This window comes from Rhodopseudomonas sp. RCAM05734, from assembly GCF_052658035.1.
Map to the genome: position 1 here is coordinate 3,579,526 of NZ_CP199742.1, position 23,331 is coordinate 3,602,856.

General features: G+C 63.7%; 18 protein-coding genes and 1 pseudogene. 14 read left to right on the forward strand and 5 right to left on the reverse strand.

What is annotated here, in order from left to right; all coding sequences use genetic code 11:
- Nucleotides 1-44 precede the first annotated feature (44 nt).
- The 5 genes and pseudogenes from ACUXVA_RS16870 to ACUXVA_RS16890 all read left to right on the forward strand — a co-directional run bounded on the left by ACUXVA_RS16870 (nt 45) and on the right by ACUXVA_RS16890 (nt 6,533).
- Nucleotides 45-209 (forward strand): hypothetical protein, encoded by a 165-nt coding sequence (locus ACUXVA_RS16870; RefSeq protein WP_265079266.1) that lies wholly within the window; start codon nt 45-47, stop codon nt 207-209.
- A 323-nt stretch (nt 210-532) separates the two neighbouring features.
- A complete protein-coding gene (locus tag ACUXVA_RS16875) occupies nt 533-1,183 on the forward strand; it encodes an outer membrane protein (protein ID WP_265079265.1) in 651 nt (216 codons plus the stop codon).
- Nucleotides 1,184-1,537: 354 nt separating this feature from the next.
- Nucleotides 1,538-3,118 carry a B12-binding domain-containing radical SAM protein gene (locus ACUXVA_RS16880; protein WP_265079264.1) on the forward strand — a complete coding sequence of 527 codons (1,581 nt, stop codon included), beginning with the start codon at nt 1,538-1,540 and terminating at the stop codon, nt 3,116-3,118.
- A gap of 35 nt (nt 3,119-3,153) precedes the next feature.
- Entirely contained in the window at nt 3,154-3,945 is a 792-nt protein-coding gene (gene eutC, locus ACUXVA_RS16885) for an ethanolamine ammonia-lyase subunit EutC (protein WP_265079263.1), read from the forward strand.
- 217 nt (nt 3,946-4,162) lie between these two features.
- Nucleotides 4,163-6,533: pseudogene (locus ACUXVA_RS16890) on the forward strand (efflux RND transporter permease subunit).
- A gap of 156 nt (nt 6,534-6,689) precedes the next feature.
- Here ACUXVA_RS16890 and ACUXVA_RS16895 read toward each other — a convergent pair.
- Nucleotides 6,690-7,187 carry a hypothetical protein gene (locus ACUXVA_RS16895; RefSeq protein ID WP_265079261.1) on the reverse strand — a complete coding sequence of 166 codons (498 nt, stop codon included), beginning with the start codon at nt 7,185-7,187 and terminating at the stop codon, nt 6,690-6,692.
- 388 nt (nt 7,188-7,575) lie between these two features.
- Here ACUXVA_RS16895 and ACUXVA_RS16900 point away from each other — a divergent pair, with 388 nt between their 5' ends.
- The 6 genes from ACUXVA_RS16900 (at nt 7,576) to ACUXVA_RS16925 (ending at nt 13,720) form a co-directional block, all read left to right on the forward strand.
- On the forward strand, nt 7,576-7,815 hold the full coding sequence (locus ACUXVA_RS16900; RefSeq protein WP_265079260.1) for a hypothetical protein: 240 nt from the start codon (nt 7,576-7,578) through the stop codon (nt 7,813-7,815).
- Between the two features lie 186 nt (nt 7,816-8,001).
- Nucleotides 8,002-8,880 carry a squalene synthase HpnC gene (hpnC, locus tag ACUXVA_RS16905; RefSeq protein ID WP_265079259.1) on the forward strand — a complete coding sequence of 293 codons (879 nt, stop codon included), beginning with the start codon at nt 8,002-8,004 and terminating at the stop codon, nt 8,878-8,880.
- On the forward strand, nt 8,877-9,716 hold the full coding sequence (gene hpnD / locus ACUXVA_RS16910) for a presqualene diphosphate synthase HpnD (RefSeq protein WP_265079258.1): 840 nt from the start codon (nt 8,877-8,879) through the stop codon (nt 9,714-9,716). The genes hpnC and hpnD overlap by 4 nt, the downstream gene beginning before the upstream one ends.
- Nucleotides 9,716-10,978: a hydroxysqualene dehydroxylase HpnE gene (gene hpnE, locus ACUXVA_RS16915; RefSeq protein ID WP_265079257.1), complete on the forward strand. Its 1,263-nt coding sequence runs from the start codon at nt 9,716-9,718 to the stop codon at nt 10,976-10,978. Before hpnD ends, hpnE begins: the two co-directional genes overlap by 1 nt.
- A gap of 61 nt (nt 10,979-11,039) precedes the next feature.
- Entirely contained in the window at nt 11,040-12,992 is a 1,953-nt protein-coding gene (shc, locus tag ACUXVA_RS16920; protein ID WP_445487170.1) for a squalene--hopene cyclase, read from the forward strand.
- 32 nt (nt 12,993-13,024) lie between these two features.
- Nucleotides 13,025-13,720: a phosphorylase gene (locus ACUXVA_RS16925; RefSeq protein ID WP_445487172.1), complete on the forward strand. Its 696-nt coding sequence runs from the start codon at nt 13,025-13,027 to the stop codon at nt 13,718-13,720.
- Between the two features lie 76 nt (nt 13,721-13,796).
- Here ACUXVA_RS16925 and ACUXVA_RS16930 read toward each other — a convergent pair whose 3' ends face one another.
- The gene (locus ACUXVA_RS16930; protein ID WP_265079254.1) at nt 13,797-14,345 is read right to left on the reverse strand and encodes a cupin domain-containing protein; all 549 of its coding nucleotides are present in this window, start codon (nt 14,343-14,345) and stop codon (nt 13,797-13,799) included.
- A 144-nt stretch (nt 14,346-14,489) separates the two neighbouring features.
- Between ACUXVA_RS16930 and ACUXVA_RS16935 the strand changes: the two genes are divergently transcribed.
- Nucleotides 14,490-15,821 (forward strand): aspartate aminotransferase family protein, encoded by a 1,332-nt coding sequence (locus ACUXVA_RS16935; protein ID WP_445487174.1) that lies wholly within the window; start codon nt 14,490-14,492, stop codon nt 15,819-15,821.
- 149 nt (nt 15,822-15,970) lie between these two features.
- Here ACUXVA_RS16935 and hpnH read toward each other — a convergent pair whose 3' ends face one another.
- Nucleotides 15,971-17,131, reverse strand: a complete 1,161-nt coding sequence (hpnH, locus tag ACUXVA_RS16940; RefSeq protein ID WP_265079252.1) for an adenosyl-hopene transferase HpnH — start codon at nt 17,129-17,131, stop codon at nt 15,971-15,973.
- Nucleotides 17,132-17,159: 28 nt separating this feature from the next.
- Nucleotides 17,160-18,089: a 4-hydroxy-3-methylbut-2-enyl diphosphate reductase gene (gene ispH, locus ACUXVA_RS16945; protein WP_413776534.1), complete on the reverse strand. Its 930-nt coding sequence runs from the start codon at nt 18,087-18,089 to the stop codon at nt 17,160-17,162.
- Nucleotides 18,090-18,476: 387 nt separating this feature from the next.
- On the opposite strand from ispH, the gene ACUXVA_RS16950 reads away from it, so the two are divergent.
- Nucleotides 18,477-21,065, forward strand: a complete 2,589-nt coding sequence (locus tag ACUXVA_RS16950) for an MMPL family transporter (protein ID WP_445487177.1) — start codon at nt 18,477-18,479, stop codon at nt 21,063-21,065.
- Between the two features lie 38 nt (nt 21,066-21,103).
- On the opposite strand, the gene ACUXVA_RS16955 is transcribed toward ACUXVA_RS16950, so the two are convergent.
- The gene (locus tag ACUXVA_RS16955) at nt 21,104-21,814 is read right to left on the reverse strand and encodes a DUF2147 domain-containing protein (protein ID WP_265079249.1); all 711 of its coding nucleotides are present in this window, start codon (nt 21,812-21,814) and stop codon (nt 21,104-21,106) included.
- Between the two features lie 124 nt (nt 21,815-21,938).
- Between ACUXVA_RS16955 and hpnO the strand changes: the two genes are divergently transcribed.
- Nucleotides 21,939-23,330, forward strand: a complete 1,392-nt coding sequence (gene hpnO, locus ACUXVA_RS16960) for an aminobacteriohopanetriol synthase HpnO (RefSeq protein WP_265079248.1) — start codon at nt 21,939-21,941, stop codon at nt 23,328-23,330.
- The last annotated feature ends 1 nt before the right edge of the window (nt 23,331 follow it).

A 23,331-nucleotide genomic window follows, 5' to 3' on the forward strand; every position in this document is an offset into this window, starting at 1 on the left:
CTGTGCGATCAACGGTTCCCGATGTTGTCGCGAGAGGGGAAGACATGAAGAACGTTGATCGAAAATGGTTTGTGCTGCTCGCCGTCGTGGTGATTGCCGCGGTCGCGGCAGGCACCTGGTATTACCGCAGCAAATGTCACGGCGTTGACGCGTGTGCCGCTGCGGAAGCGGAAAGTCATGAGCGGGACAGACCCAGCGAGCCTCAGTGAGCGCGGTTCCCTTCAGGCAAGGCCCTGCGGATTTCGTGCGACGGCTTCAGGCAGGCGAGACCTCTTTACAGTTCCGACAACGAATGTCTGAGGTGTCGGTGCGCGTTCGAGTTGGTCAGAAGCGTGGCGATGGCGCAGCAAATATAGGGCGCATGCATCGATGTGTGAATAAAACGCTCGTGCATATCGTCATCAGCTTTTTATCCATCGTCGGTGGTGAAAGGGCGCGTCTGTTGCGGGAGAGTGACAGTTATCTGTGCGCAATAGTCTAGGTTCACGGACGAACGCGATGGCCCATACGGGGCTGAAATTTAGGAACGACAATGAAAAAGCTTCTTCTGGCCTCGGCTGCCCTCTCCCTGATCGCAGTTGCCTCGCAGGCTTCGGCTGCCGACCTCGCCGCCCGTCCGTACACCAAGGCACCGGCCATGATGGCTGCGCCGATCTACAACTGGACCGGCTTCTACTTCGGCGGTCACGTCGGCGGCGCGTTCGCGGGCAGCAACAACACCGTTCTCGGAACCGGCAACGATGGCGTGTTCATGGGCGGCGCCCAGGTCGGTTACGACATGCAGTTCTCCCCGAACTGGGTGTTCGGCGTGGAAGCCAACTATAGCTGGCTGGACACCGCGAGCAGCTTCGCCAACCGCGGCCTCGGTTCGGTCACCGGCCGTCTCGGCTACACCTGGGGCAGCCCGGCCCTGCTGTACGTCAAGGGTGGTTACGCCTGGGCCGACACGCGCTTCAGCAACGGCTTCTCCGGCAACGGCGGCCGCGATGGCTACACCGTCGGTGGCGGTCTGGAATATCTGTTCACCGCGAACTGGTCGGGCAAGATCGAGTACCAGTACTATGACTTCGGTACCGCGAACTTCACCGTTCCTGTCGTTGGCAACATCAAGAACGACGAGCACACCATCAAGGCTGGCCTGAACTACCGCTTCAACCTCGGCAGCCTCGGCGGCGGCTTCTAAGCTTCCGCTCTGCTCCAGACAAACGAAGGCCCGCAGCGATGCGGGCCTTTTTGCTTTCGCATCGACGCCGACGCAGGGGCCGGCAGGTGTGCCGGAGTCTTTTCCGACCGCGCCCGCCGACCGAGCCGATCGCCGACGTCAAAAAGATGTCATCCCGGCTTCAAACAGGCGCGCTCGCCGGGATTGGCCGGGTCGGGTTCCGCCACAATCTTGAAGAATTTGTAGCCCAGCCTGTCCAGCAGTGATTAAATTGATTACTGTTACGTTTGACGGAACCGCTTGATATCCAAGGGATTAGACTGAGCGTTGCGCGACCAAGGGGCGGTGCGCGGACGACTTCACAGAGGACACTCGATGAGAGCTGAGGGCAGGCAGACGGCACGGCGCATTTTGTGCGTCTTTCCGCGATACACCTCTTCGTTTGGCACGTTCGAATACGCTTATCCTCTCACCGATGGTGTGCAGGCCTTCATGCCCCCGCAGGGCCTGCTGCTGATCGCGGCCTACCTGCCAGCGAACTGGCAGGTCCGCTTCATCGACGAAAATATCCGTCCGGCCACGCCTGAAGACTTCCTGTGGGCCGAGGCCGTGTTCGTCAGCGGCATGCATATCCAGCGCCCGCAGATGAACGAGATCTGTCACCGCGCCCACGGCTACGACCTGGCGGTGGCGATCGGCGGGCCGTCGGTGTCGTCATGTCCAGAATATTATCCGGCCTTCGACTATCTGCACTGCGGCGAACTTGGCGACGCCACCGACCGGCTGATCGACATTCTTGCGGCCGACACGAGGCGTCCGGCGCAGCAGGTTGTGCTGAAAACCGCTGACCGTCTGGATATGACCGAATTTCCAATCCCCGCCTACGAGCTGGCGGAGATTCCGCGCTATTTCCTGGGTTCGATCCAGTATTCCTCGGGCTGTCCGTATCAGTGCGAATTCTGCGACATTCCCGGCCTGTACGGTCGTAATCCGCGGCTGAAGTCGCCGGAGCAGATCACCGCCGAGCTCGACAAGCTGCTGGAATGCGGCATCATGGGCTCGGTCTATTTTGTCGACGACAATTTCATCGGCAACCGCAAGGCCGCGCTCGATCTGCTGCCGCATCTGGTGGAATGGCAGAAGAAGACCGGCTATGTGCTGCGTCTATCCTGCGAGGCCACGCTGAACATCGCCAAGCGCCCGGAAATCCTGGCCTTGATGCGCGATTCGCTGTTCGGGACGATCTTCTGCGGCATCGAGACGCCGGACCCGGTGGCCCTGAAGGCGATGAAAAAGGACCACAACATGGTCCTGCCCATCATGGAATCGATCGAGGTCCTGAACAGTTTTGGCATGGAGGTGGTGTCCGGCATTATCCTCGGTCTCGACACCGATAGGCCGGAAACCGGGCAGGCGCTGCTCGACTTTGTCGACGCGTCGCAGATCCCGCTGTTGACGATCAACCTGCTGCAAGCCTTGCCGCAGACTCCGTTGTGGGATCGCCTCAAGAAGGCCGACCGTCTCAACGAGGACGAGGGCCGCGATTCCAACGTCGAATTCCTGCTGCCGTATCACGACGTGGTCAATTCATGGCGCGCCTGCATGGGCGCGGCCTACCAGCCGCAAAAGTTGCTGGACCGCTACGAGTACCAGATCACCCATACCTATCCGAACCGCATCATGCCGCGCACCAAGCAGCAGATGTCCTGGAAGAACATCCGCATGGGATTGATCATGCTGCGCAACATCTTCTGGAAGGTCGGCGTCCTCGGCGATTACAAGGCGGTGTTCTGGAAGTTCGCACTGCGCCGCCTGGCCCGCGGCGAGATTGAATACCTGATCTCCTCGATCATGGTTGCGCAGCACCTGATCATGTTCTCGCGGGACGCTTCACAGGGCACGACCAGTGCTTCCTATTACTCGATGAAGATGCCGGACGCGGTGCCGGCGGAATAGGCCGGCGTGGCGCCGGCTTCACTGGGCGGGACGAAATGACTTTGCCATCGCGCCCGCCGCGGACGCTGGACGATCTCAAGGCGCTGACCCCGGCGCGGGTGGCGCTGGGCCGCGTTGGCGGCGGCCTTCCGACCCGTGCACTGCTGGATTTCACCCTCGATCACGCCCGCGCCCGCGACGCGGTGCATGCGCCGTTCGATGCGGAACGGCTCGCCTCCGATCTGGCCGGCCTCGGCCTCACACCGATCCTGGTGACCAGCCAGGTCGCCGACCGCGGCGATTATCTGAAACGCCCCGATCTCGGCCGGTTGCTCGATGCTGCCTCGGAGACGCGTTTGGCGGAGCGCCAGCAACCGCCCTGCGACATGGTGCTGGTGATCGGCGACGGGCTGTCGCCGGCCGCCGTCAACGCCCATGCCGCAGGCCTGGTGCGCGGGTTGCTGCCGCGGCTGGCGGAGGCGGGGATCGGCCTTGGGCCGGCGGTGGTGGCAGGCGGTGCCCGCGTTGCGCTTGGCGATCGCATCGGCGCCTTGCTGAATGTGCGAATGGTGGTGGTGCTGATCGGCGAGCGGCCCGGTCTGTCGGCGCCGCACAGTCTCGGCGCCTACCTGACCTTTGCGCCCAAGCCCGGCCTGACCGATGCCGAACGCAATTGCGTCTCCAACATCCATGCCGCCGGGCTGAGCTACGACGAGGCCGCCTTCAAGATCGCCTGGCTGGCGCGCGCGGGCCTCGCCCGCGGCGTCACCGGCGTGGCGCTGAAGGACGACAGCGGACGACCGTCGCAGATTGCCGGTCCTGGCCCGGTTGCGAGCTCAAGGGCCTGAACGAAAACATCGCGGGTGTTCGCGCCATTGTGACCGGGAACGCAATCGCCGCGCTGCCGCCGCCTTGCGAGTCGTCATGCGGACCTGCTACACCTCGCAACGCCAAATTTACTGCATGTTTTCAAGGGCCAATGCTGGTCGCTGCGGCGCTCTCAGCCTCATTCCTGCCCGGGACGCTAGCTAGGCAAACGACGCCGACGACAGGACTGGACGCACCATGCACGACAAGAATTCCCGCGACGCCGATCTCTCTCCATCGGGTCGCCGGTCGCTGAGCATCGCCTTCGGGCTGGAGCGCATCGGCCTGATTGCGGTCAAGGCGCCGGTGCTGTCCTGCATTATCCTGCTGGCGCTGGTGGTCGGCGCCATCTTCGGCATCCAGCGCATCAAGATCGACGATTCGCTGAGCCAGCTGTTCCGCTCCGACAGCAAGGAATATCGGCAGTACGAGGAAGTGACGAAGCGCTTTCCGTCCAGCGAGTTCGACGTGCTGGTGGTGGTCGAGGGCAAGACCCTGCTGGAACGGCAGAACCTCGAGAAGGTGCGCGACCTCGTCACCGATCTGCAGCCTGGTCGACGGCGTGCGCGGGCTGATCTCGCTGTTCTCGGCGCGCCAGGCGCCGGCGCCCGGCAAGCTGCCGGCGGCGCTGTTCCCGTCGGAATTGCCGGAAGGGGCCGCCTACGACAAATTCATCGAGACGGTGAAGAACAACGAGATCATCCGCGGCAAATTGCTGTCCGATGACGGCACGCTGGCCCTTGTGGTGCTGTCGCTCGATCCGGCGGTGGTCAGCAACAACAAGCTGAGCAAGGCCGTCGGCGAGATCCGCAAGATCATGAACGACGATCTGGCCGACAGTGGGCTGACCAAGCAGCTCTCCGGCGTGCCGGTGATGCAGCTCGAGATCCGCAACGCGGTCGAGCGCGACGGCCTGATCTACAACGTCGCCGGCATTCTCGCCGGCTGCCTGATCGCCATCATCTTCTTCCGCAAGGTGTCGTTCATGATCGTGGCGGCATTCCCGCCGCTCCTGGCGATCCTGCTGGCGCTGGGCGCGCTGGGCTGGGCCGGCTTCAGCCTCAACATGTTCCTCAACGTGATGACGCCGCTGATCATGGTGATCAGCTTCGCGGATTCCATGCAGCTGACCTTCGCGGCGCGCGACCGGCTGATTGCGGGCGAGGACAAGTATTCGGCGTTCAAGAACGCGGTCCTGGTGGTCGGCCCGGCCTGCGTGCTGACCCACGCCACCGCCGGCATTTCCTTTCTCGCCTTGCAGTTCTCCGATTCGGATCTGATCCGCGCCTTCGGCGAGGCGGGTCTCGCCGCCACCGTCATTGCGCTGCTGGCGGTGCTGTCGCTGGTGCCGGTGTTCGGCGTGCTGCTGGTACGCAACGAAAAGGTGTTTGCCGCCAAGTTCCAGACCGCCGACGCCGGCGTCAACGCGCTACGCTCCTTCTGTTACTGGATCGCGGTGCGTATGGTCGGCCGTCCGGGCCTGTTCAGCCTGATCTCGGTCGTTCTCGTCGGCGGCCTGGCTGTCATCTATGCCAATCTGGAACCGCGTTATCGCCTCGCTGACCAGGTGCCGGACAAGGAGCAGGCGGTGGCCGCCTCCGGTCGTCTCGATGCCAAGCTGACGGGCGCCAATCCGATCGACGTGTTGATCGAGTTCCCCAAGGGCGAGACGCTGTATTCGCCGCAGACCCTGCAGACCATCGCCGACGTGCATTCGATGGTGGAGAAGTCGGCTGGCGTCGGCAATGTCTGGTCGCTGGAAACGCTGCGCCGCTGGCTGGCTGAAAAGGCGGGCAGTAACGACGTGGCGACGCTGAAGGAATATGTCAGCCTGCTCCCCGAACATCTGGTGCGGCGCTTCATCTCCGCCGATCAGATGGCGGTGGTGGTGTCCGGCCGGGTACCGGACCTCGATTCAAGCGCGATCCTGCCGGTGGTCGACAAGCTCGACAGCCAGTTGAACGACATCCGCAAGAAGCATCCCGGCTACGAAATCGCGGTGACCGGCCTGTCGGCGATCGCGGCGCGCAATTCCGCTGGCATGATCGAGAAGCTCAACCACGGCCTGACCATCGAATTCGGGCTGGTGGCGATCTTCATCGGATTGGCGTTCCGCTCCTGGGTGGTCATGTTCGCCTGCATCCTGCCCGGCATCTTCCCGGTGGTGCTGTCGGGCACGGTGCTGTGGCTGCTCGGGGAGGGGCTGCAATTTGCCAGCGTGGTGGCCCTCACGGTGTCGTTCGGCCTCGGCCTCAGCGCCACCATCCACTTCCTCAACCGCCTGCGGTTGGAAGATACGCCCGGCACCGATCCCGCGATCGCGGTGGAGCGGGCCACCGTGCTGGTCGGGCCGGCGCTGATCCTGACCACGGTGGTGCTGGCCTGCGGCCTCGTCGTCACGGTGTTTTCGGATCTGCCGTCACTGCGGCTGTTCGGCTGGCTCTCGGCCTTCGCCATGGTCGCGGCCCTGTTCGCCGACCTTTTCATCCTGCGTCCGACCGCAATGTGGCTGATCAACCTGCAGCAGAAGATTTCCGGGACGTCCGTGCTGGCCAAGCCGGCGGAGTAGGGACTGGGGCACCACGCACGCGACTGTCATCCCCCGCGAAAGCGGCGGACCCGGTATACGCAGGCGCTTGTGATAAATCGCAACTGCCGGTGCTGCCGGGTCGCCGGGTCCTGGCGCGCAGTTGCGCGCAGGCCGGGCGACGGCAGGGAATGTACCTCAGCCCTTGACCATGCTGATCTGTACGCCGCGGATCTCGCCCTTCGAACTGATCGACACCGACTGCCGGTTGCCGCGGGTCGTCAGGGTGATGGTGGCTGCGAAACCGGCCGCTTCGACGAACACGTCAATCTGGCCGCCGCCAGCGCGGCCATTGAGGTTGCCGTAGACATTGCGGCTGGCCTCGCTCCAGCTTCCGGTCACCTGGTTGCCCTGGCTGGTGACGTCGCTCGAGAGGTCGAACTTGTAGCTGTCGCTGGCGCAGCGCAGGGTCTGCTTCAGCGCGTTACCGCCGTCGACCTTGTAGGTTGCCCGGCAGCGAATCCGCTCGGTGGTACCATCCGATAGCGAGACCGTGCCGTTGCCGCTCCACGAGCCGTCGAAGCCGGCAAACGGACCCGATTGCGCATGGCCGGCGGATACCGAGAACAGCAACGCGGCGCCGATGCTCGCCGCCTTGATCGCGCGCGCGGTGAAACTTTCAGCAAAGCTCTGCATATCGACTTTCCCCATCAAGATGACGATGCCGCGTCGAGATATACGTCGCGTCCTATCGAAGTTTAAGTGTCGCTGCGGTGCTTTTGGTTCAAGCGATGGTGTGCTCCGCGATGCGATGTTATTCCGCAGGAGGTGAAGCATTTATGTTGCCGGGTGGCTTGCGACCAAAAGTTCCCGCAGAGCCGAATGCCTGGATTGCGGGCGAGGCCACCTCCTCGGCGTAGCGTGGACACAAATTCGGCCTATCGCAATGTTTCCTGTGGCACGGCTGCATCGTTCGCCGCTAAACAGCGCGAGGGCCTGACGTTCAGGCCTTGCCAACGGTGCGAACCACGCTGGATATGCTATGCAGAATCCGGGCTGAATCCCCCTATATTGAAGGAAGACAATGCGTAAAATTTTCTTGGTACTGGCGGTGGTTTCTGTTTCTGCCTCGACGGGCGCATTGGCCCAGCAGCAACAGCGAAGCGGCACCGAGCAGGAACAAAAGGCCTGTACCCGCGACGTCCAGCGCTTTTGCCGCCCCCTGATGGATCAGGGTGACCTTGTCATTCTGTCCTGCCTCAAGGAAAACCGCCCCAAGCTGACCAAGGCCTGCAACGAGGTGTTGGTAAGCCACGGCCAGTAAGGCCTGGGCCGCGCGGAGGGCGGGCCAACTGCCCAGTCCGCCGCGGAAAGTTCCGGTCGGCAGATTGGCGTTGGTCTAGCCGGCGGATTTCCCCTATATGGGGGCGCGACCCGATCCGTCCATGGCCCTTTTCGGGCCCGGGCGGTACGCGGGTGACCATGTTCCAACCAACGTAGCCAGTTCCTGATGACCCCTGCGAGCGACCTGCGATCTGGGAAGACCCATCGCGACGAGAATTTCCCGGTGGCGTCGTGGATCATTCATCCGCGCCACCGTGCCCTGATTCTCGCCTTCTACAATTTCGTCCGTACCGCCGACGACATCGCCGATCACGCCGAGCTTGGCGATGCGGCCAAGCTGGCGTTGCTCGACGAGCTCGAGGCGGGGCTGCTCGGGCAGGGCGATGCCCAGCCCGAGGCGCTGGCGCTACGTTCGGCACTCGCGGAGCGGGCGATGCCGCCGCGCCACGCCTGTGACGTGCTGACGGCATTCCGCATGGACGTCACCAAGCGGCGCTACGCCAATTGGGATGAGCTGATTCATTATTGCTCGTTTTCCGCCATGCCGGTCGGCCGCTTCATGCTGGATGTGCACGGCGAGAGCACGGCCACCTGGCCGGCCTCTGACGCGCTGTGCGCGGCCTTGCAGATCAACAACCATCTGCAGGATTGCGCCGCCGACTATCGCGACCTCGATCGCGTCTACATTCCCGCCGAGACCTTTGCGCGCCACGGCGCCGGCATCGCGGATCTCGCCCAACCGAAGTCTTCGCCAGCGCTGCTGGCCGGTATCCGCGAACTGGCGGCCAAGACCGAGACCCTGATGGTGCAGAGCCAGACCCTGGCTGGGCACGTGACGGACATCCGGCTCGGCTGCGAGATCGCGGTGATCGAAACCTTCGCCTGGCAGATCCTGAACCTGTTGAAGGTGCGCGATCCGCTCAGCGACAATGTCCACCTGTCGAAGCCGGCGATGGCCGGTTTCGCCCTGAGCGGCATCGCCGGCTTCCTGTGGCGCCGCGCCACCGGCAGCGCGCCGTTGTCCCGATCGACGCCCCGCGCATGAACCAGCAGATGACGTCCGAAGTCGAACAGCCTCAGGGCATTGCGGCAGGCAGCTCGTTTTACGCGGCGATGCGGATCCTGCCGCGCGCCCAGCGCGAGGCCATGTTCCAGATCTACAGCTTCTGCCGTCAGGTCGACGATATCGCCGACTCCGATGGCCCGCGCGACGTCAGGCTTGCCGACATGGCGCAGTGGCGGCGCGATATCGATGCGCTCTATGACGGCCATCCGCCAGCCCGCGTGCGCGACTATGTCGGCCCGATCAAGCAGTTCGGCATGCGCAAGGAAGATTTCATCGCCGTCATCGACGGCATGGAAATGGATATTCCCGCCGACATCCGCGCGCCCGACGAGGCGACGCTGGATCTGTATTGCGACCGTGTCGCCAGCGCCGTCGGCCGGCTGTCGGTCAAGGTGTTCGGCCTGCCGGACGAGGACGGCATTCTGCTGGCGCATCACCTCGGCCGCGCGCTGCAATTGACGAACATTCTGCGCGACATCGACGAGGATGCCGGCATCGGGCGCCTGTATCTGCCGCGCGAGATGCTGTTTCACGCCGGCATCACGTCGAGCGATCCCCAGGTGGTGATCGCCAGCCCGGCGCTGCCGAAGGTCTGCGCGCCGCTGGTGCTGCGGGCACGGATGCATTTCAAGAAGGCCGACGAGATCATGAGCCGCAACAAGCGGCGTTTGGTGCGGGCGCCGCGCATCATGTCGAAATACTATCGCAAGATTCTCGAACTGCTGGTCAAGCGCGGCTTTGCGCTGCCGCGCGATCCGGTGCGCCTCGGCAAGGCGTCCAAGATTGCCATCCTGCTGCAATACGCGATCATCTGATGCCCAAAACAGTTCACATCATCGGTGCTGGAATTTCCGGCCTTTCCGCGGCGGTTCGCCTCGTCAATGCCGGCTGGCAGGTCGAGGTGCACGAGGCCACCCAGCAGGCCGGCGGTCGCTGCCGCTCCTATTTCGACGCAGCGACGCAGCTGACCATCGACAACGGCAACCACCTGCTGCTGTCGGGCAACAGCCACGCCGTCGCCTATGCCAGGTCGATCGGCACCGAGGCAGGCCTTGTCGGGCCGGCAACCGCGCAGTTTCCGTTCATCGACCTGGCGAGCGGAAAACGCTGGCTGCTCGATCTCGGCAACAGCAAAATTCCGACCTGGCTGTTCGACAAGTCCCGCCGTGTCCCGGACACCTCGGTGATGGATTATCTGCGGCTGATGCCGCTGGTCTGGTCGAAGCCGAGCCGGCTGGTCGGCGATGCCATCCCCTGCACGGGCACGCTTTACGACCGGCTGGTCCAGCCACTGCTGCTGGCGGCGCTCAATGTCGATCCGCCGGAAGGCTCGGCGGGGCTGGCCGGCGCCATCGTCCGCGAAACCCTGTTAGCCGGCGGGCGGTCCTGCCGCCCGCTGATTGCCCGCGACGGCCTGTCCGCGGTGCTGGTCGAGCCGGCCATCGAGCTGCTGCGGGCCGGGGGCGCCGGCGTGCATTTCGGCCACGAGCTGCGCGGCTGTGAGATGCAGGGCGACCGGGTCGGCGCGTTGAATTTCGGCGCCGGCGACAGCATTGCGATGGGCATCGACGATGTCGTCGTGATGGCGGCGCCGCCGCGGGCGGCCATGTCCATGCTGCCCGGACTGACCGCTCCGACCAAATTCCGCGCCATCGTCAACGCGCATTTCCGCTTCGATCCGCCACCGGGATTGCCGGACCTGACCGGCGTGGTCGGCGGGCTGGTCGAATGGCTGTTCGCGTTTCCGCAGCGGCTGTCGATCACCATCAGCAACGCCGACCGGCTCATCGACATGCCGCGCGAGGAACTGGCGCGCGCGCTCTGGCACGACATCTGCCGGACCGCCGGCATCGACGTCGCCACCGAGCTGCCGCCGTGGCAGATCGTGCGCGAGCGCCGCGCCACCTTTGAAGCCACGCCGGAGCAGAACGCGCTGCGGCCCGGTCCCGTCACCGCCTTCAAGAACCTGTTTCTCGCCGGTGACTGGACCGATACCGGGTTGCCGGCGACCATCGAGGGATCGGTGCGATCGGGCGATCGCGCCGCCGATCTCGTGCTGGCGATGCGCCGGGCCTGATCCCACAGGCGCGCGACCGGCTCGCGCGGCGACCACGGAGAAGTCGAGCAGGATGGATGTCATGAACGACCACGTCGAAGTTGAACGCGCCACGCTCGATGCGAGCATCGCATCGGCAAAGCACGGCCTGCTGAGTTTCCAGCAGCCCGACGGCCACTGGGTGTTCGAGCTCGAAGCCGATGTCACCATCCCCTCCGAATACGTTCTGCTGCGCCATTATCTCGCCGAGCCGGTCGATCACGAACTGCAGCGCAAGATCGGCAACTACATTCGCCGGACGCAGGGAACCCATGGCGGCTGGGCACTGGTGCAGGACGGTGCGTTCGACATGAGCGCCAGCGTGAAGGCCTATTTTGCGTTGAAGATGATGGGCGTCGATCCCAACGAGCCGTGCATGGCGAAGGCGCGCGAGGCGATCCGGTCGCGCGGCGGCGCCATCCACGTCAACGTGTTCACGCGTTTCATGCTGTCGATGTTCGGCGTGCTGACGTGGAAGAGCGTACCGGTGCTGCCGGTCGAGATCATGCTGCTGCCCTTCTGGTTTCCGTTTCACCTCAACAAGATTTCGTACTGGGCGCGCACCACCATCGTGCCGCTGATGGTGCTCGCCGCCCTGAAGCCGCGGGCGCAGAATCTCGGCGAGATCGATATCCGCGAACTGTTTCTGCAGGATCCCAAGCTGATCGGCCGAACGCCGCGGGCGCCGCATCAGAACCGCGCGCTGTTCGCGTTCTTCAGCGGCATCGACATCGTCCTGCGCGCCACCGAGCCGTATTTTCCCAAGCGGCTGCGGGCGCGTGCGATGGCCAAGGCGGTGGCCTTTGTCGAGGAGCGGCTGAACGGCGAGGACGGTCTTGGCGCGATCTATCCGCCGATGGCCAACACCGTGATGATGTATGAGGTGCTCGGCTTTCCCGCCGACTATCCGCCGCGGGCGGTGACCCGCGCGGGTATCGACAAGCTGCTGGTGATCGGCGAGGAGGAGGCCTACTGCCAGCCCTGCGTGTCGCCGGTGTGGGACACCGCGCTGACCGCGCATGCGCTGCTCGAGACCGGCGGTGACGACGCGGTGGCCGAGGCCAAGCAGGGGCTGGACTGGCTGCGGCCGAAGCAGGTGCTCGACGTCAAGGGCGACTGGGCGGTGAAGCGGCCGGAACTGCGGCCGGGCGGCTGGGCCTTCCAGTACAACAATGCGCATTACCCCGATCTCGACGATACCGCCGTGGTGATGATGGCGATGGATCGCGCGCGCCGGCGCAGCGGCACCAGCGACTATGACGTGGCCATCGACCGCGGCCGCGAATGGATCGAGGGCATGCAGAGCCGCGACGGCGGCTTCGCGGCGTTCGATGTCGACAACCTCGAATATTATCTCAACAACATCCCGTTCTCGGACCACGGCGCGCTGCTCGACCCGCCGACCGAGGACGTCACCGCGCGCTGCGTCTCGATGCTGGCCCAGCTCGGCGAGACCATCGGGTCCAGCAAGCCGATGGCCGACGGTGTCGACTATCTGCGCCGCACCCGGCTGCCGGAAGGATCCTGGTACGGCCGCTGGGGCCTGAATTACATCTATGGCACCTGGTCGGTGCTGTGCGCGCTGAACGCCGCCGGGGTGGACCATCAGGAACCGACGATGCGCAAGGCGGTGGGCTGGCTGCTGTCGATCCAGAACGCCGATGGCGGCTGGGGCGAGGACGCAGTCAGCTACCGGCTCGACTACAAGGGATATGAGCCAGCCCCGAGCACCTCATCGCAAACGGCATGGGCCTTGCTCGCGCTCATGGCTGCTGGTGAGGTCGAACATCCCGCCGTCGCCCGCGGAATGCGTTACCTGATTGACACACAAGGCGAAAAAGGCTGGTGGGACGAGGCGCGTTACACCGCAACAGGGTTTCCGCGGGTGTTTTATCTGCGCTACCATGGCTATGCAAAGTTCTTCCCGCTCTGGGCGCTGGCGCGGTTCCGGAATTTGAAAAGCACCAATAGCAGGGTGGTAGGGGTCGGAATGTGATTTTGGCGGCTGTGGATGCGTCGGCGGGCAATATGATGGACCCGCGGCCGGTGTTGATCGTGACTGGTCTGGTTCAGGAAGCCCGGATTGCCACCGGGCCCGGTATGACCGTCATCTGCAGCAGCAGCGACCCCATGCGGCTGCGCGCGCTGCTGGCGGAATTCGATCACAGCTCCATTCGCGGCGTCATCAGCTTCGGCGTCGCCGGTGGCCTCGATCCCGAGTTGAAATCAGGCGCCGTGGTCATTGCCACGGAAGTGATGGGCGGCGACCGCCGCTGGACGGCCGCCGAATCGCTCAGCGACGAACTGATCGCCGGTGCCGGCCTCGGACGCCAGACCGTGTTCCGCGGTGGCCTGGTCGGGGTCGAGAAAGTGGTGACGGGGCAGGCCGGCAAGGCCGCGTTGCGCTCGGAAACCGGCGCCGTCGCCGTCGACATGGAAAGCCACATCGCTGCCGATTTCGCCCATGCGGCGGGTCTGCCGTTTGCCGCCCTGCGGGTGGTCAGCGATCCCGCGCACCGTGCGCTGCCGGAACTGGCGACCACCGCGATCAAGCCGAATGGCGATGTCGACCTGCGCAAGGTGATGCGCGGCATCGCCCGCAATCCCATGGTGATCCGCGCGCTGGTGTCCACCGGCCGCGATTTCAACCGCGCCCTGCGCAGCCTGCGCGGCTGCCGCAGCTTCATGCTCGGCAGCAGCAGCCTCTCGGCCGCCGAGGTCTAGACGTTCCCGGATCGCGCCACCCCGCGGCCCTCTGGCGAGGACCGCGCTCCCCAAGATGAGAAGCGCTTGCCGGTCTTCAAAATGACGGCGGCGTGCACGCGCTGATGATTTCGCAAGGCGCGTCCCCGACGCAGCGGAATCGATGCGGGCGGCGGCTTTCGAAATAATAGGCATCGCCCGGGTTGAGAACGCGGCGCTCGTCGTCCACGGTCACTTCGAGCCGCCCACTCACCACGATGCCGCCTTCCTCACCCTCATGCACCAGCGGCACGCGGCCGGTGTCGCTGCCCGGCTCGTAGCGCTCTTTCAGGATCTGCAGGCTGCGACCGAAAAGATTGTCGCCGATCTGGCGGTAGGAAATCGGCTTCTTGCCGATCTCGGTCAGCTCATCGGACCGATAGAAGGCTTTTTGCCGCGTCTCCGGTTGCATGGCGAAGAATTCGGCCAGCCCCATCGGGATGCCGTCGAGAATGCGCTTGAGCGCGCCAACCGACGGATTCATCTGGTTGGACTCGATCAGCGAAATCGTCGAATTGGTCACGCCCGCGCGTTTGGCCAGTTCGCGCTGCGACAGCTTGTGATGCCCGCGAACAAACCGCAGCCGTTCGCCCAGATCGATGGTCATCCCGAATGCCTGTTGGAAGTGTTTCGGATCCGGCAAATATGCGCCGTCGTATACAGATAAATCAATGGCTTACCTGGACCAAGAAAAGGACTTGTTGTGCCTTGGGCGAACGTGATCTCGTGCAGACAGCCAGAGGAGCGCCCCGTGACCATTCATCAAATTCCGAACAGCCTGCAACTCGAATCGTTCTGGATGCCGTTTACCGCCAACCGGCAGTTCAAGTCGGCGCCGCGCATGTTCGCCTCCGCGCAGGGCATGCACTACATGACCGAAGACGGCCGCAAGGTGATCGACGGATCGGCGGGCCTGTGGTGCACCAACGCGGGCCACGGCCGCCGCGAGATCGCCACCGCCGTCGAGCGTCAGCTCACCACCCTCGACTTCGCGCCCGCGTTCCAGATGGGCCATCCGCTGGCTTTCGAGTTCGCCAACCGGTTGGCCGAGATTGCACCCGAAGGCCTCGACCGCATCTTCTTCACCAATTCCGGTTCGGAATCGATGGACACGGCGCTGAAGATCGCGCTGGCCTATCACCGGGCCAATGGCCAGGCCACGCGCACGCGCTTGATCGGCCGCGAGCGCGGCTATCACGGCGTCGGCTTCGGCGGCACGTCGGTGGGCGGCATGGTCAACAACCGCCGCGCCTTCTCATCCGCCCGGCTGCCGGGCGTCGATCACATCCGACATACCCATGACCTCGCGCGCAATGCGTTCGCGAAGGACCTGCCGGAGCATGGCGTCGAACTCGCCGACGACGTCGAACGGCTGGTCGCGCTGCATGGCGCCGAGACCATCGCAGCCGTCATCGTCGAACCGGTGCCGGGTTCGACCGGCGTGCTGCCGCCGCCGCAGGGCTATCTGAAGCGGCTGCGCGAATTGTGCACCAAGCACGGCATCCTGCTGATCTTCGACGAGGTCATCACCGGTTTCGGCCGGCTCGGCACACCGTTCGCGTCAAATTTCTTCGGCGTCACGCCGGACCTGATGACCACCGCCAAGGGCATCACCAACGGCACCGTGCCGTGCGGCGCGGTCTTCGCCAGCCGCAAGATCTACGACGGGCTGATGCACGGACCGGAAGGCCAGATCGAGCTGTTCCACGGCTACACCTATTCGGCGCACCCGGTGGCCTGCGCGGCCGGCATCGCGACGCTGGACATCTATAAGGCAGAGGGGTTGCTGACGCGTGGCGCCTCGATGGCCGAGTACTGGCGCGATGCCCTGCACCGGCTGCGGGATCTGCCCAACGTCATCGACATCCGCAATTGCGGCCTGATGGGCGCCGTCGAACTCGCCCCGCGCAAGGACGCCCCGGCCGCGCGCGGCTATGAAGTGATGGTCGACTGCTTCAACCACGGCCTGTATCTGCGCCAGAGCGGCGACGCGTTCGCCATGTCGCCGGCGTTGATCGTCGAGAAGAGCCACATCGACGATATCGTCTCGATCCTGGGCGATGCCATCAAGCGCGTCGCCTAAGTCTGATACCGCAGACTGCGACGCTGCTGTTTTCCCTGTCCCGCAAGCGGGGGAGGGGACGCACCGCCGGTCCCAGGTTTCTAAAAGTGCGAAACAAAAGGGGCGCGATTTGCATCGCGCCCTTTTTTTCGATTTCGTAGTTCGTTGCCTTACGCCGCGGTGGTGGCCTTCTGCTGCGCCTTTTGCGCGGCGGCTTCCGCCTCGTCCTTGCGGATGTCGGAAAGCCGCTTCTGGACTTCGGCGGAGAAGATGTACTGCGCCGGGCGCTGGTGATCGAGGTTGATCTCCGGCGCCATCGGGCCTGACGTCTTGACGCCGCGCAACGCGACCCACAAAGCCTTGAGCGGGTTGGTGATGGCGTTGTCCGCAGCGGTCGGCTCGTAACCGCAATGGGCCATGCAGTCGGCGCACTTTTCGTACTTGCCGGTGCCGTAGGTGTCCCAGTCGGTGGTGTCCATCAACTCCTTGAAGGTCTTGGTGTAGCCTTCGCCGAGGAGATAGCACGGCTTCTGCCAGCCGAAGATGTTGCGCGCGGGCATGCCCCACGGCTTGCATTCGTATTCCTGGTTGCCGGCGAGGAAGTCCAGGAACAGGCCGGAATGCATGATGTTCCACTTCTTGCCCTTGCCCAGCGCAAAGACGTCGCGGAACAGCTTCTTGGTCTTGGTGCGGTTGAGGAAGTGCTCCTGGTCCGGCGCGCGCTCATAGGCGTAGCCGGGCGACATGGAGACGCCGACACCGAGCTCCACAGTGTAGTCCAGGAACTTGGCGATATCCTCGGCCGAGTGACCGTCGAAGATCGTGGCATTGACGTTGACGGCAAAGCCCTTGGCCTTGGCGGCCTTGATGGCGGAGACGGCGCGGTCGAACACGCCCTTCTGCGACACGGCCTTGTCGTGATGGTCCTTGAGACCGTCGAGATGCACCGAGAAGAACAGGTAGGGCGACGGCGTGAACAGGTCGAGCTTCTTTTCCAGCAGCAGCGCGTTGGTGCACAGCGAGACGAACTTCTTGCGCTCCACCAGGCCGCGCACGATCTCGCCGATCTCCTTGTGGATCAGCGGCTCGCCGCCGGGGATTGCGACCATGGGCGCACCGCACTCGTCGGCGGCATCCCAGCACTCCTGCGCCGACATGCGGCGGTTGAGGATGGCGTCGGGATAATCGATCTTGCCGCAGCCGACGCAGGCCAGGTTGCAACGAAACAACGGCTCGAGCATGAGAACCAGCGGATAGCGTTTCCGGCCGAGCAGTTTCTGCTTCACCAGATAGCTGCCGATTTTGATCTCTTTGAAGAACGGAATTGCCATTACAGTTTTCTTTCTCGGCGTCGTGGATTCAATCAACCGCGGTCAGTTCGGCAGGCAGCCGGAATTCAATATTCTCTTCGCGTCCCGGCAACACCGACACGGCCACCGGCCCGATGCGCCTTAAAACCTCAATAACATCATCTACAAGCACTTCTGGCGCCGAAGCGCCAGCCGTGATGCCCACTGTGCGGGCGTCTTTCAACCAGTTCGGGTTGAGCTCGCTGCCGTCGGCGATCAGATAGCTCGGCACGCCGACTTCGGTTCCGATCTCCCTCAGCCTGTTGGAATTGGAGCTGTTGGTGGCGCCAACCACCAGGATCACGTCAACGAGCTTGCTGAGGTCTCTTACCGCAGATTGGCGGTTTTGTGTCGCATAGCAGATATCTCGGATGTCCGGGCCCTGAATGTCGGTAAACTTCTGTTCAAGCGCGACAATAATGTCCCGGGTGTCGTCGACGCTGAGGGTGGTCTGGGTGATATAGGCGATCGGTAAATCTACCGGAAGTTGCAGGGATGCCACGTCCTCAACGCTTTGTACCAGATGTATCGGTCCGGGAACCTGACCCATGGTACCGACCACTTCGGGGTGCCCGTCATGGCCGATCAGCACCAGCGTCCGGCCCTTCGACACGTAGCGCTTGCCCTGATTATGGACCTTGGTGACCAGCGGGCAGGTTGCATTCAAGACAGGCAGGCCGCGGCTTTCAGCCTCTTCCTCGACGCTCCTGGCCACGCCGTGGGCGCTGAACACCGTCACCGCCTGCGGCGGTACCTCGGACAGGTCCTCGACAAAAATCGCGCCCTTGGCCTTGAGGCTTTCGACCACGTGCTTGTTATGGACGATTTCGTGGCGGACATAGACCGGTGGGCCGTATTTCTCCAGCGCCCGTTCGACGATATCGATGGCGCGCACCACGCCGGCACAAAAGCCGCGGGGCTGCGCGAGAAGCACTTGCAGAGGATTCTTACTCAGCACAATTCACCACGTTCATGACTGATTCCGTTCAATTCCGGTCAGGCCGCTCGTCGATTGTTGCGTTACGGCCGAGGGCCGGTCTGTGTGACAAAAATCCCGCACCATGCAATCAAGATGTGGCAACGTGGGTTCCCCGGCGATGGCGGGTGGTAAAATTACTGCATTCTGCAAAATGGGCAAATCTGTCCGAGAACTAATCTGTTCGTCACTTTGCAGCCTTGACGTCCAACTATATCAGCCCTTAGGGCATGTTTTATGCCATTTTCCCGGTCGATTGAATAAAGTGTGTTCAACCGCAAAGAATGAGCCGTGCGCCTCGCAAGGTTATCCGCCTTCCTTGCAAGCCTACCCTGAAAAGAAAGAAAAAGTGTGCTGACAACTTTTGTCGTCTCCATTGTTAGAGCCTGCACTCGCTTTGCGATTCCTACGGTCGTCGTCTCCCTCATCCTGGCGATTGGCGCGGGCTTCTACACGGCCAAACATTTCAGCATCAACACCGACATCAACACGCTGATCTCGCCGGATCTCGACTGGCGCAAACGTGACATCGCCTTCGACAAGGCGTTCGACCAGGAGCGGCTGATTCTGGCCGTGGTGGAGGCGCCGACGCCGGAGTTCGCGAATGCCGCGACAGCCGCGATGGAAAAGAAATTACATAGTAATACCAGCAACTTCGACTCGGTTCGCCGGCTCGGCGCCGGGGATTTCTTCGAGAAGAACGGGCTGTTATTCCTGCCCACGGCCGAGGTCGCGGAAATGACCGGCCAGTTTCAGTCGGCGGCGCCGTTGATCGAAATCCTGGCTGGCGATCCGAGCCTGCGCGGCCTGACCGGCGCATTGGAAACCGGCCTGGTCGGTGTCCGGCGCGGCCGGCTGCCGCTGGACAATACGGCGAAGACATTTTCATCGGTCGCGCAGACCGTCGAAACGGTGCTGAAGGGCACCCCCACGGCCTTCTCGTGGCGCGAGCTGGTGAGCCCGGAGCCGCTGACCGACGCCGACAAGCGCGGTTTCATCGAAATCAAGCCGATCATGGATTTCCAGGCGCTGGAGCCGGGCAAGGCAGCCACCGACGCGATTCGCCAGGCGGCGGTCGATCTCAACATCGCCGGTGAGTATGGCGCGCGGGTCCGGCTGACCGGCCCGGTGCCGATCGCCAACGAGGAGTTCGCGACGGTGCAGGACGGCGCGGTGGTCAACGGCATCGGCACGATCCTGATCGTGCTGCTGATCCTGTGGATGGCCCTGCATTCGGTGAAGATCATCTTCGCGGTGTTCGTCACGCTGATCTCCGGACTGTTGATGACCACGGCCGTCGGCCTGATGATGGTCGGATCGATGAACCTGCTGTCGATCGCCTTCGCGGTGCTGTTCGTCGGCCTCGGTGTCGACTTCGGCATCCAGTTCAGCGTTCGCTATCGCTCGGAACGCTACAAGAGCGGCGACCTGCAGGGCGCCCTGATCAAGGCCGCGGAGTATTGCGCGATCCCGCTGTCGCTGGCTGCGTTGGCCACGGCCGCGGGCTTCCTGTCGTTCCTGCCGACCGACTACAAGGGCGTTTCCGAGCTTGGCAAGATCGCCGGCGCCGGCATGATGATCGCCTTCCTCACCAGCATCACCATCCTTCCGGCGTTGCTCGACCTGCTGAACCCGGCCGGCGAGAAGGAACCGCTGGGCTATGCGTTTCTGGCGCCGGTCGATCATTTCCTCGAGAAGCAGCGCTACTGGATCATCGGCGGCACCCTGCTGGTCGCCATCGCCGGGCTGCCGCTGCTGTACTTCCTGCAGTTCGACTTCAACCCCATCAACCTGCGCAATCCAAAGGTCGAATCGATCGCCACCTTCCTGGACCTGCGCAAGGATCCGAACACCGGTGCCAACGCCGTCAACATCATGGCGCCCAATGAAGCCGGCGCCCGGCAGGTCGAGCAACGCCTGAGCAAGGTGCCGGAAGTCAGCCGCACCATGTCGCTGGACAGCTTCGTGCCCGAGGACCAGCCGGCCAAACTGGCGCTGATCAAGGCGGGCGCCAAGATTCTCGAGCCGGCGCTCAATCCGGATTCGGTCGATGCGCCACCCACGGATGCCGAGAATGTCGCGGCCCTGAAGGAGTCGGCCGACAGCCTGCGCAAGGTGGCCGGTAACCAGACCGGGCCGGGTGCTGTCGCGGCTAAGCGTCTCGCCGACGCCTTGGCCAAGGTGGCCGAAGCCACGCCGGCGCTCCGCGACAAGGTGCAGGCCACATTCGTGGCGCCTCTGCAGATCGCCCTGGCGCAGTTGCGCGGGCTGATGCAGGCCGCACCGGTCAGCCTGGAGACCTTGCCGCCCGACCTCGTCGATGCCTGGAAAACCAAGGACGGTCAGATCCGCGTTCAGGCGCTGCCGGGCGGCGATCCGAACGACAACGACACACTGCGCAAGTTTGCGGGCGCCGTGCTGGCGTCCGAGCCGCTGGCGGTCGGCGGTCCGATCTCGATCCTGAAATCCGGCGACACCATCGTCAAGGCGTTCATCCATGCCGGCATCTGGGCGCTGCTGTCGATCTCGTTGCTGCTGTGGCTGGCGCTGCGCCGCATCACCGACGTGCTGCTGACGCTGGTGCCGCTGCTGGTCGCCGGCGCGGTCACGCTGGAGATCTGCGTGCTGATCGGGTTGCCGCTGAACTTCGCCAACATCATCGCGCTGCCGCTGCTGCTCGGCGTCGGCGTCGCGTTCAAGATCTACTATGTGACGGCATGGCGTGCCGGCCACACCAACCTGCTGCAGTCGGCGCTGACCCGGGCGATCTTCTTCAGTGCGCTGACCACGGCCACGGCCTTCGGCAGCCTGTGGCTGTCGAGCCATCCGGGTACCGCGAGCATGGGCAAGCTGCTCGCGCTGTCGTTCGTGGTGACGCTGGCGGCGGTGCTGTTGTTCCAGCCGGCGCTCATGGGCAAACCCCGCGAACCGGGCGAATAGGCCCGGTCAACGAAGGCTACCTGGCGCCGTGCTGCCGATCAGCGCGCGGGGCGGGCAATTTCCGGCAGCAGGCAGATATCGCCGATATCGGCGGGCTGCCCGGTCGCAGCCGTCGCGGCCGCGGTCTTCGGAGTAGGGGCCTTGGACCCGGCTGCTGCGGTGGTCGGCGCCGCCTTCGGGGCTGCAGCAGCAGCCGGGGCCTGACCCGCGGCGGGCGCTGCAGGCTTCGGCGCCGTGCCGGTGATCCGCGCTATGATGCCCGGCTTGGCAGGCGCCGGTGTTGCGGCGCCCTTGGGTGGGTTGGTGGGGCTGGAGGGAATCGGCGGGCTGACGCGGGTCCAGGTCTGGCTGCCGCACAGCGGCCACACCAGGCAGCCCTCGATCTCTAGTTCGTCCGGGCCCTTCGGGCGAATGGTCGCGTCATAAAGCTTGCCGGAGTCCTTGGCGTCGTAGACCTTGCCCTTCCACTCATCGGCCTTGGGATTCTTCTTCATGTCGATCAGCGTCACCATGCCCAGCGTGGGCCGATTCCGCTTCGATACGTCGGGATTGTTCTTGTCGATGCCCCCGACACGCTTTTCCCAGGACACTGCTCCCCACATACTGCCATTGCACTCGGCCACGCGGATGTTAGCTACACCGTCTTCGACCTGCCAATCTCCCGTCGGGTCGGTGGCGTGCGCCGGCGTCAGCCCGGCCGAGACAAGGCCTGCCGAGAAAAGAATTCCGCAGTAAATTGAGTGCCGCATGGTAAAGTTGAAGCGCTGCAACATGGTTAAGGCCTATGCATAAGTAGCTGTTTTCGGCAAAGTCAAATCGCCGCATTCAAGGTTTTCAGTTGACGAAACGATCTTCAACCGACGTAAGTATCTCATGCTATATCCGAATCTAGACGTTTCCGAGATGTTTGTTGACCGGCAGGCGCAGCGCAGCACGATGCATGCGCGTCACCTCAATGAACAACTGGTGCGAGTGCTCAAGACCATCGGCTATGATGTCGGCTTCCAGCGCGGAACCGGCCAGTACCTGTTTGATCGCGACGGTGCCCGCTACCTCGATCTATTGAGCGGTTTTGGCGTTTTTGCGATTGGTCGGAACCATCCCGTGTTGCGTCAGGCGCTGAAGAGCGTGCTCGACGCCGACATGCCCAATCTGGTGCAACTGGACCTGTCCACCCTCGCGGGTATTCTGGCTGAGCGCCTGCTGGAACATACGCCCTATCTTGACAAGGTATTTTTCGCCAATTCCGGCGCCGAAACCGTCGAAGCGGCAATGAAATTCGCGCGCAACGCGACCGGGCGAAATGATATTCTCTATTGCGACCACGCCTATCACGGCCTGTCCTATGGCGCGCTGTCGCTGACCGACGATTCGAATTTTCGCGGCGGCTTCGGCGCGTTGCTGCCGGGCTGCAGCTCGGTGCCGTTCAACGACCTCGAGGCGCTGGAAAAGGCGCTCTCGACCAAGCAGGTGGCAGCCTTCATCGTCGAGCCGATCCAGGGCAAGGGCGTCAACATACCCACCGACGAATTCCTGCCGGGCGCTGCCGCGCTGTGCCGCAAATATGGCACGCTGTTCATCGCGGACGAGATCCAGACTGGTCTGGGCCGCACCGGCAAGTTCCTGGCCATCGAGCACTGGAATGTCGAACCCGACATGGTGCTGCTCGCCAAGGCGCTGTCCGGCGGCCATGTGCCGATCGGCGCTCTGCTGACCCGCAAGAGCATCTTCGACAAGATCTTCAACCGGATGGACCGCGCCGTGGTGCATGGTTCGACCTTCGCCAAGAACGACCTGGCGATGGCCGCGGGCATCGCCACGCTCGAGGTCATGAAGCACGAGCGGCTGGTGGAGAATTCCGCCAAGCGCGGCGCCGAATTGCGCCTTGCGTTGCAGAACATGATCCCGGGCTTCGAACTGCTGAAGGAAGTGCGCGGCAAGGGCCTGATGATCGGCATCGAGTTCGGCCCGCCGAAGTCGCTGCGGCTGAAGGCCTCGTGGAATATCCTGGAATCCGCCAACAAGGGTCTGTTCTGCCAGCTCATCACGGTGCCGCTGTTCAAGGAACAGAAGATTCTCACCCAGGTTTCCGGGCACGGCAGTCACACTATCAAGTTGCTGCCGCCACTGACCATCACCGAAGCCGACAGCAAGTGGATCGAGACCTCGTTCGAGACCGTGATCGCCGACAGCCATCGCGTGCCCGGTGCGATCTGGTCGCTCGGCAAGACGCTTGTCGACAACGCTGTCCGCAAGTCCGCCTGAT

What these genes read in the sequence shown, in the direction of transcription:
- hpnE (WP_265079257.1), top strand. Translation starts at nt 9,716, where the DNA reads ATGCCCAAAACAGTTCACATCATCGGTGCTGGAATTTCCGGCCTTTCC.
- ACUXVA_RS16955 (WP_265079249.1), bottom strand. Translation starts at nt 21,814, where the DNA reads ATGCGGCACTCAATTTACTGCGGAATTCTTTTCTCGGCAGGCCTTGTC.
- ACUXVA_RS16895 (WP_265079261.1), bottom strand. Translation starts at nt 7,187, where the DNA reads ATGCAGAGCTTTGCTGAAAGTTTCACCGCGCGCGCGATCAAGGCGGCG.
- ACUXVA_RS16925 (WP_445487172.1), top strand. Translation starts at nt 13,025, where the DNA reads ATGATGGACCCGCGGCCGGTGTTGATCGTGACTGGTCTGGTTCAGGAA.
- hpnC (WP_265079259.1), top strand. Translation starts at nt 8,002, where the DNA reads ATGACCCCTGCGAGCGACCTGCGATCTGGGAAGACCCATCGCGACGAG.
- hpnH (WP_265079252.1), bottom strand. Translation starts at nt 17,131, where the DNA reads ATGGCAATTCCGTTCTTCAAAGAGATCAAAATCGGCAGCTATCTGGTG.
- eutC (WP_265079263.1), top strand. Translation starts at nt 3,154, where the DNA reads ATGACTTTGCCATCGCGCCCGCCGCGGACGCTGGACGATCTCAAGGCG.
- ACUXVA_RS16875 (WP_265079265.1), top strand. Translation starts at nt 533, where the DNA reads ATGAAAAAGCTTCTTCTGGCCTCGGCTGCCCTCTCCCTGATCGCAGTT.
- hpnO (WP_265079248.1), top strand. Translation starts at nt 21,939, where the DNA reads ATGCTATATCCGAATCTAGACGTTTCCGAGATGTTTGTTGACCGGCAG.
- ACUXVA_RS16880 (WP_265079264.1), top strand. Translation starts at nt 1,538, where the DNA reads ATGAGAGCTGAGGGCAGGCAGACGGCACGGCGCATTTTGTGCGTCTTT.
- ACUXVA_RS16930 (WP_265079254.1), bottom strand. Translation starts at nt 14,345, where the DNA reads ATGACCATCGATCTGGGCGAACGGCTGCGGTTTGTTCGCGGGCATCAC.
- hpnD (WP_265079258.1), top strand. Translation starts at nt 8,877, where the DNA reads ATGAACCAGCAGATGACGTCCGAAGTCGAACAGCCTCAGGGCATTGCG.
- shc (WP_445487170.1), top strand. Translation starts at nt 11,040, where the DNA reads ATGAACGACCACGTCGAAGTTGAACGCGCCACGCTCGATGCGAGCATC.
- ACUXVA_RS16900 (WP_265079260.1), top strand. Translation starts at nt 7,576, where the DNA reads ATGCGTAAAATTTTCTTGGTACTGGCGGTGGTTTCTGTTTCTGCCTCG.
- ACUXVA_RS16870 (WP_265079266.1), top strand. Translation starts at nt 45, where the DNA reads ATGAAGAACGTTGATCGAAAATGGTTTGTGCTGCTCGCCGTCGTGGTG.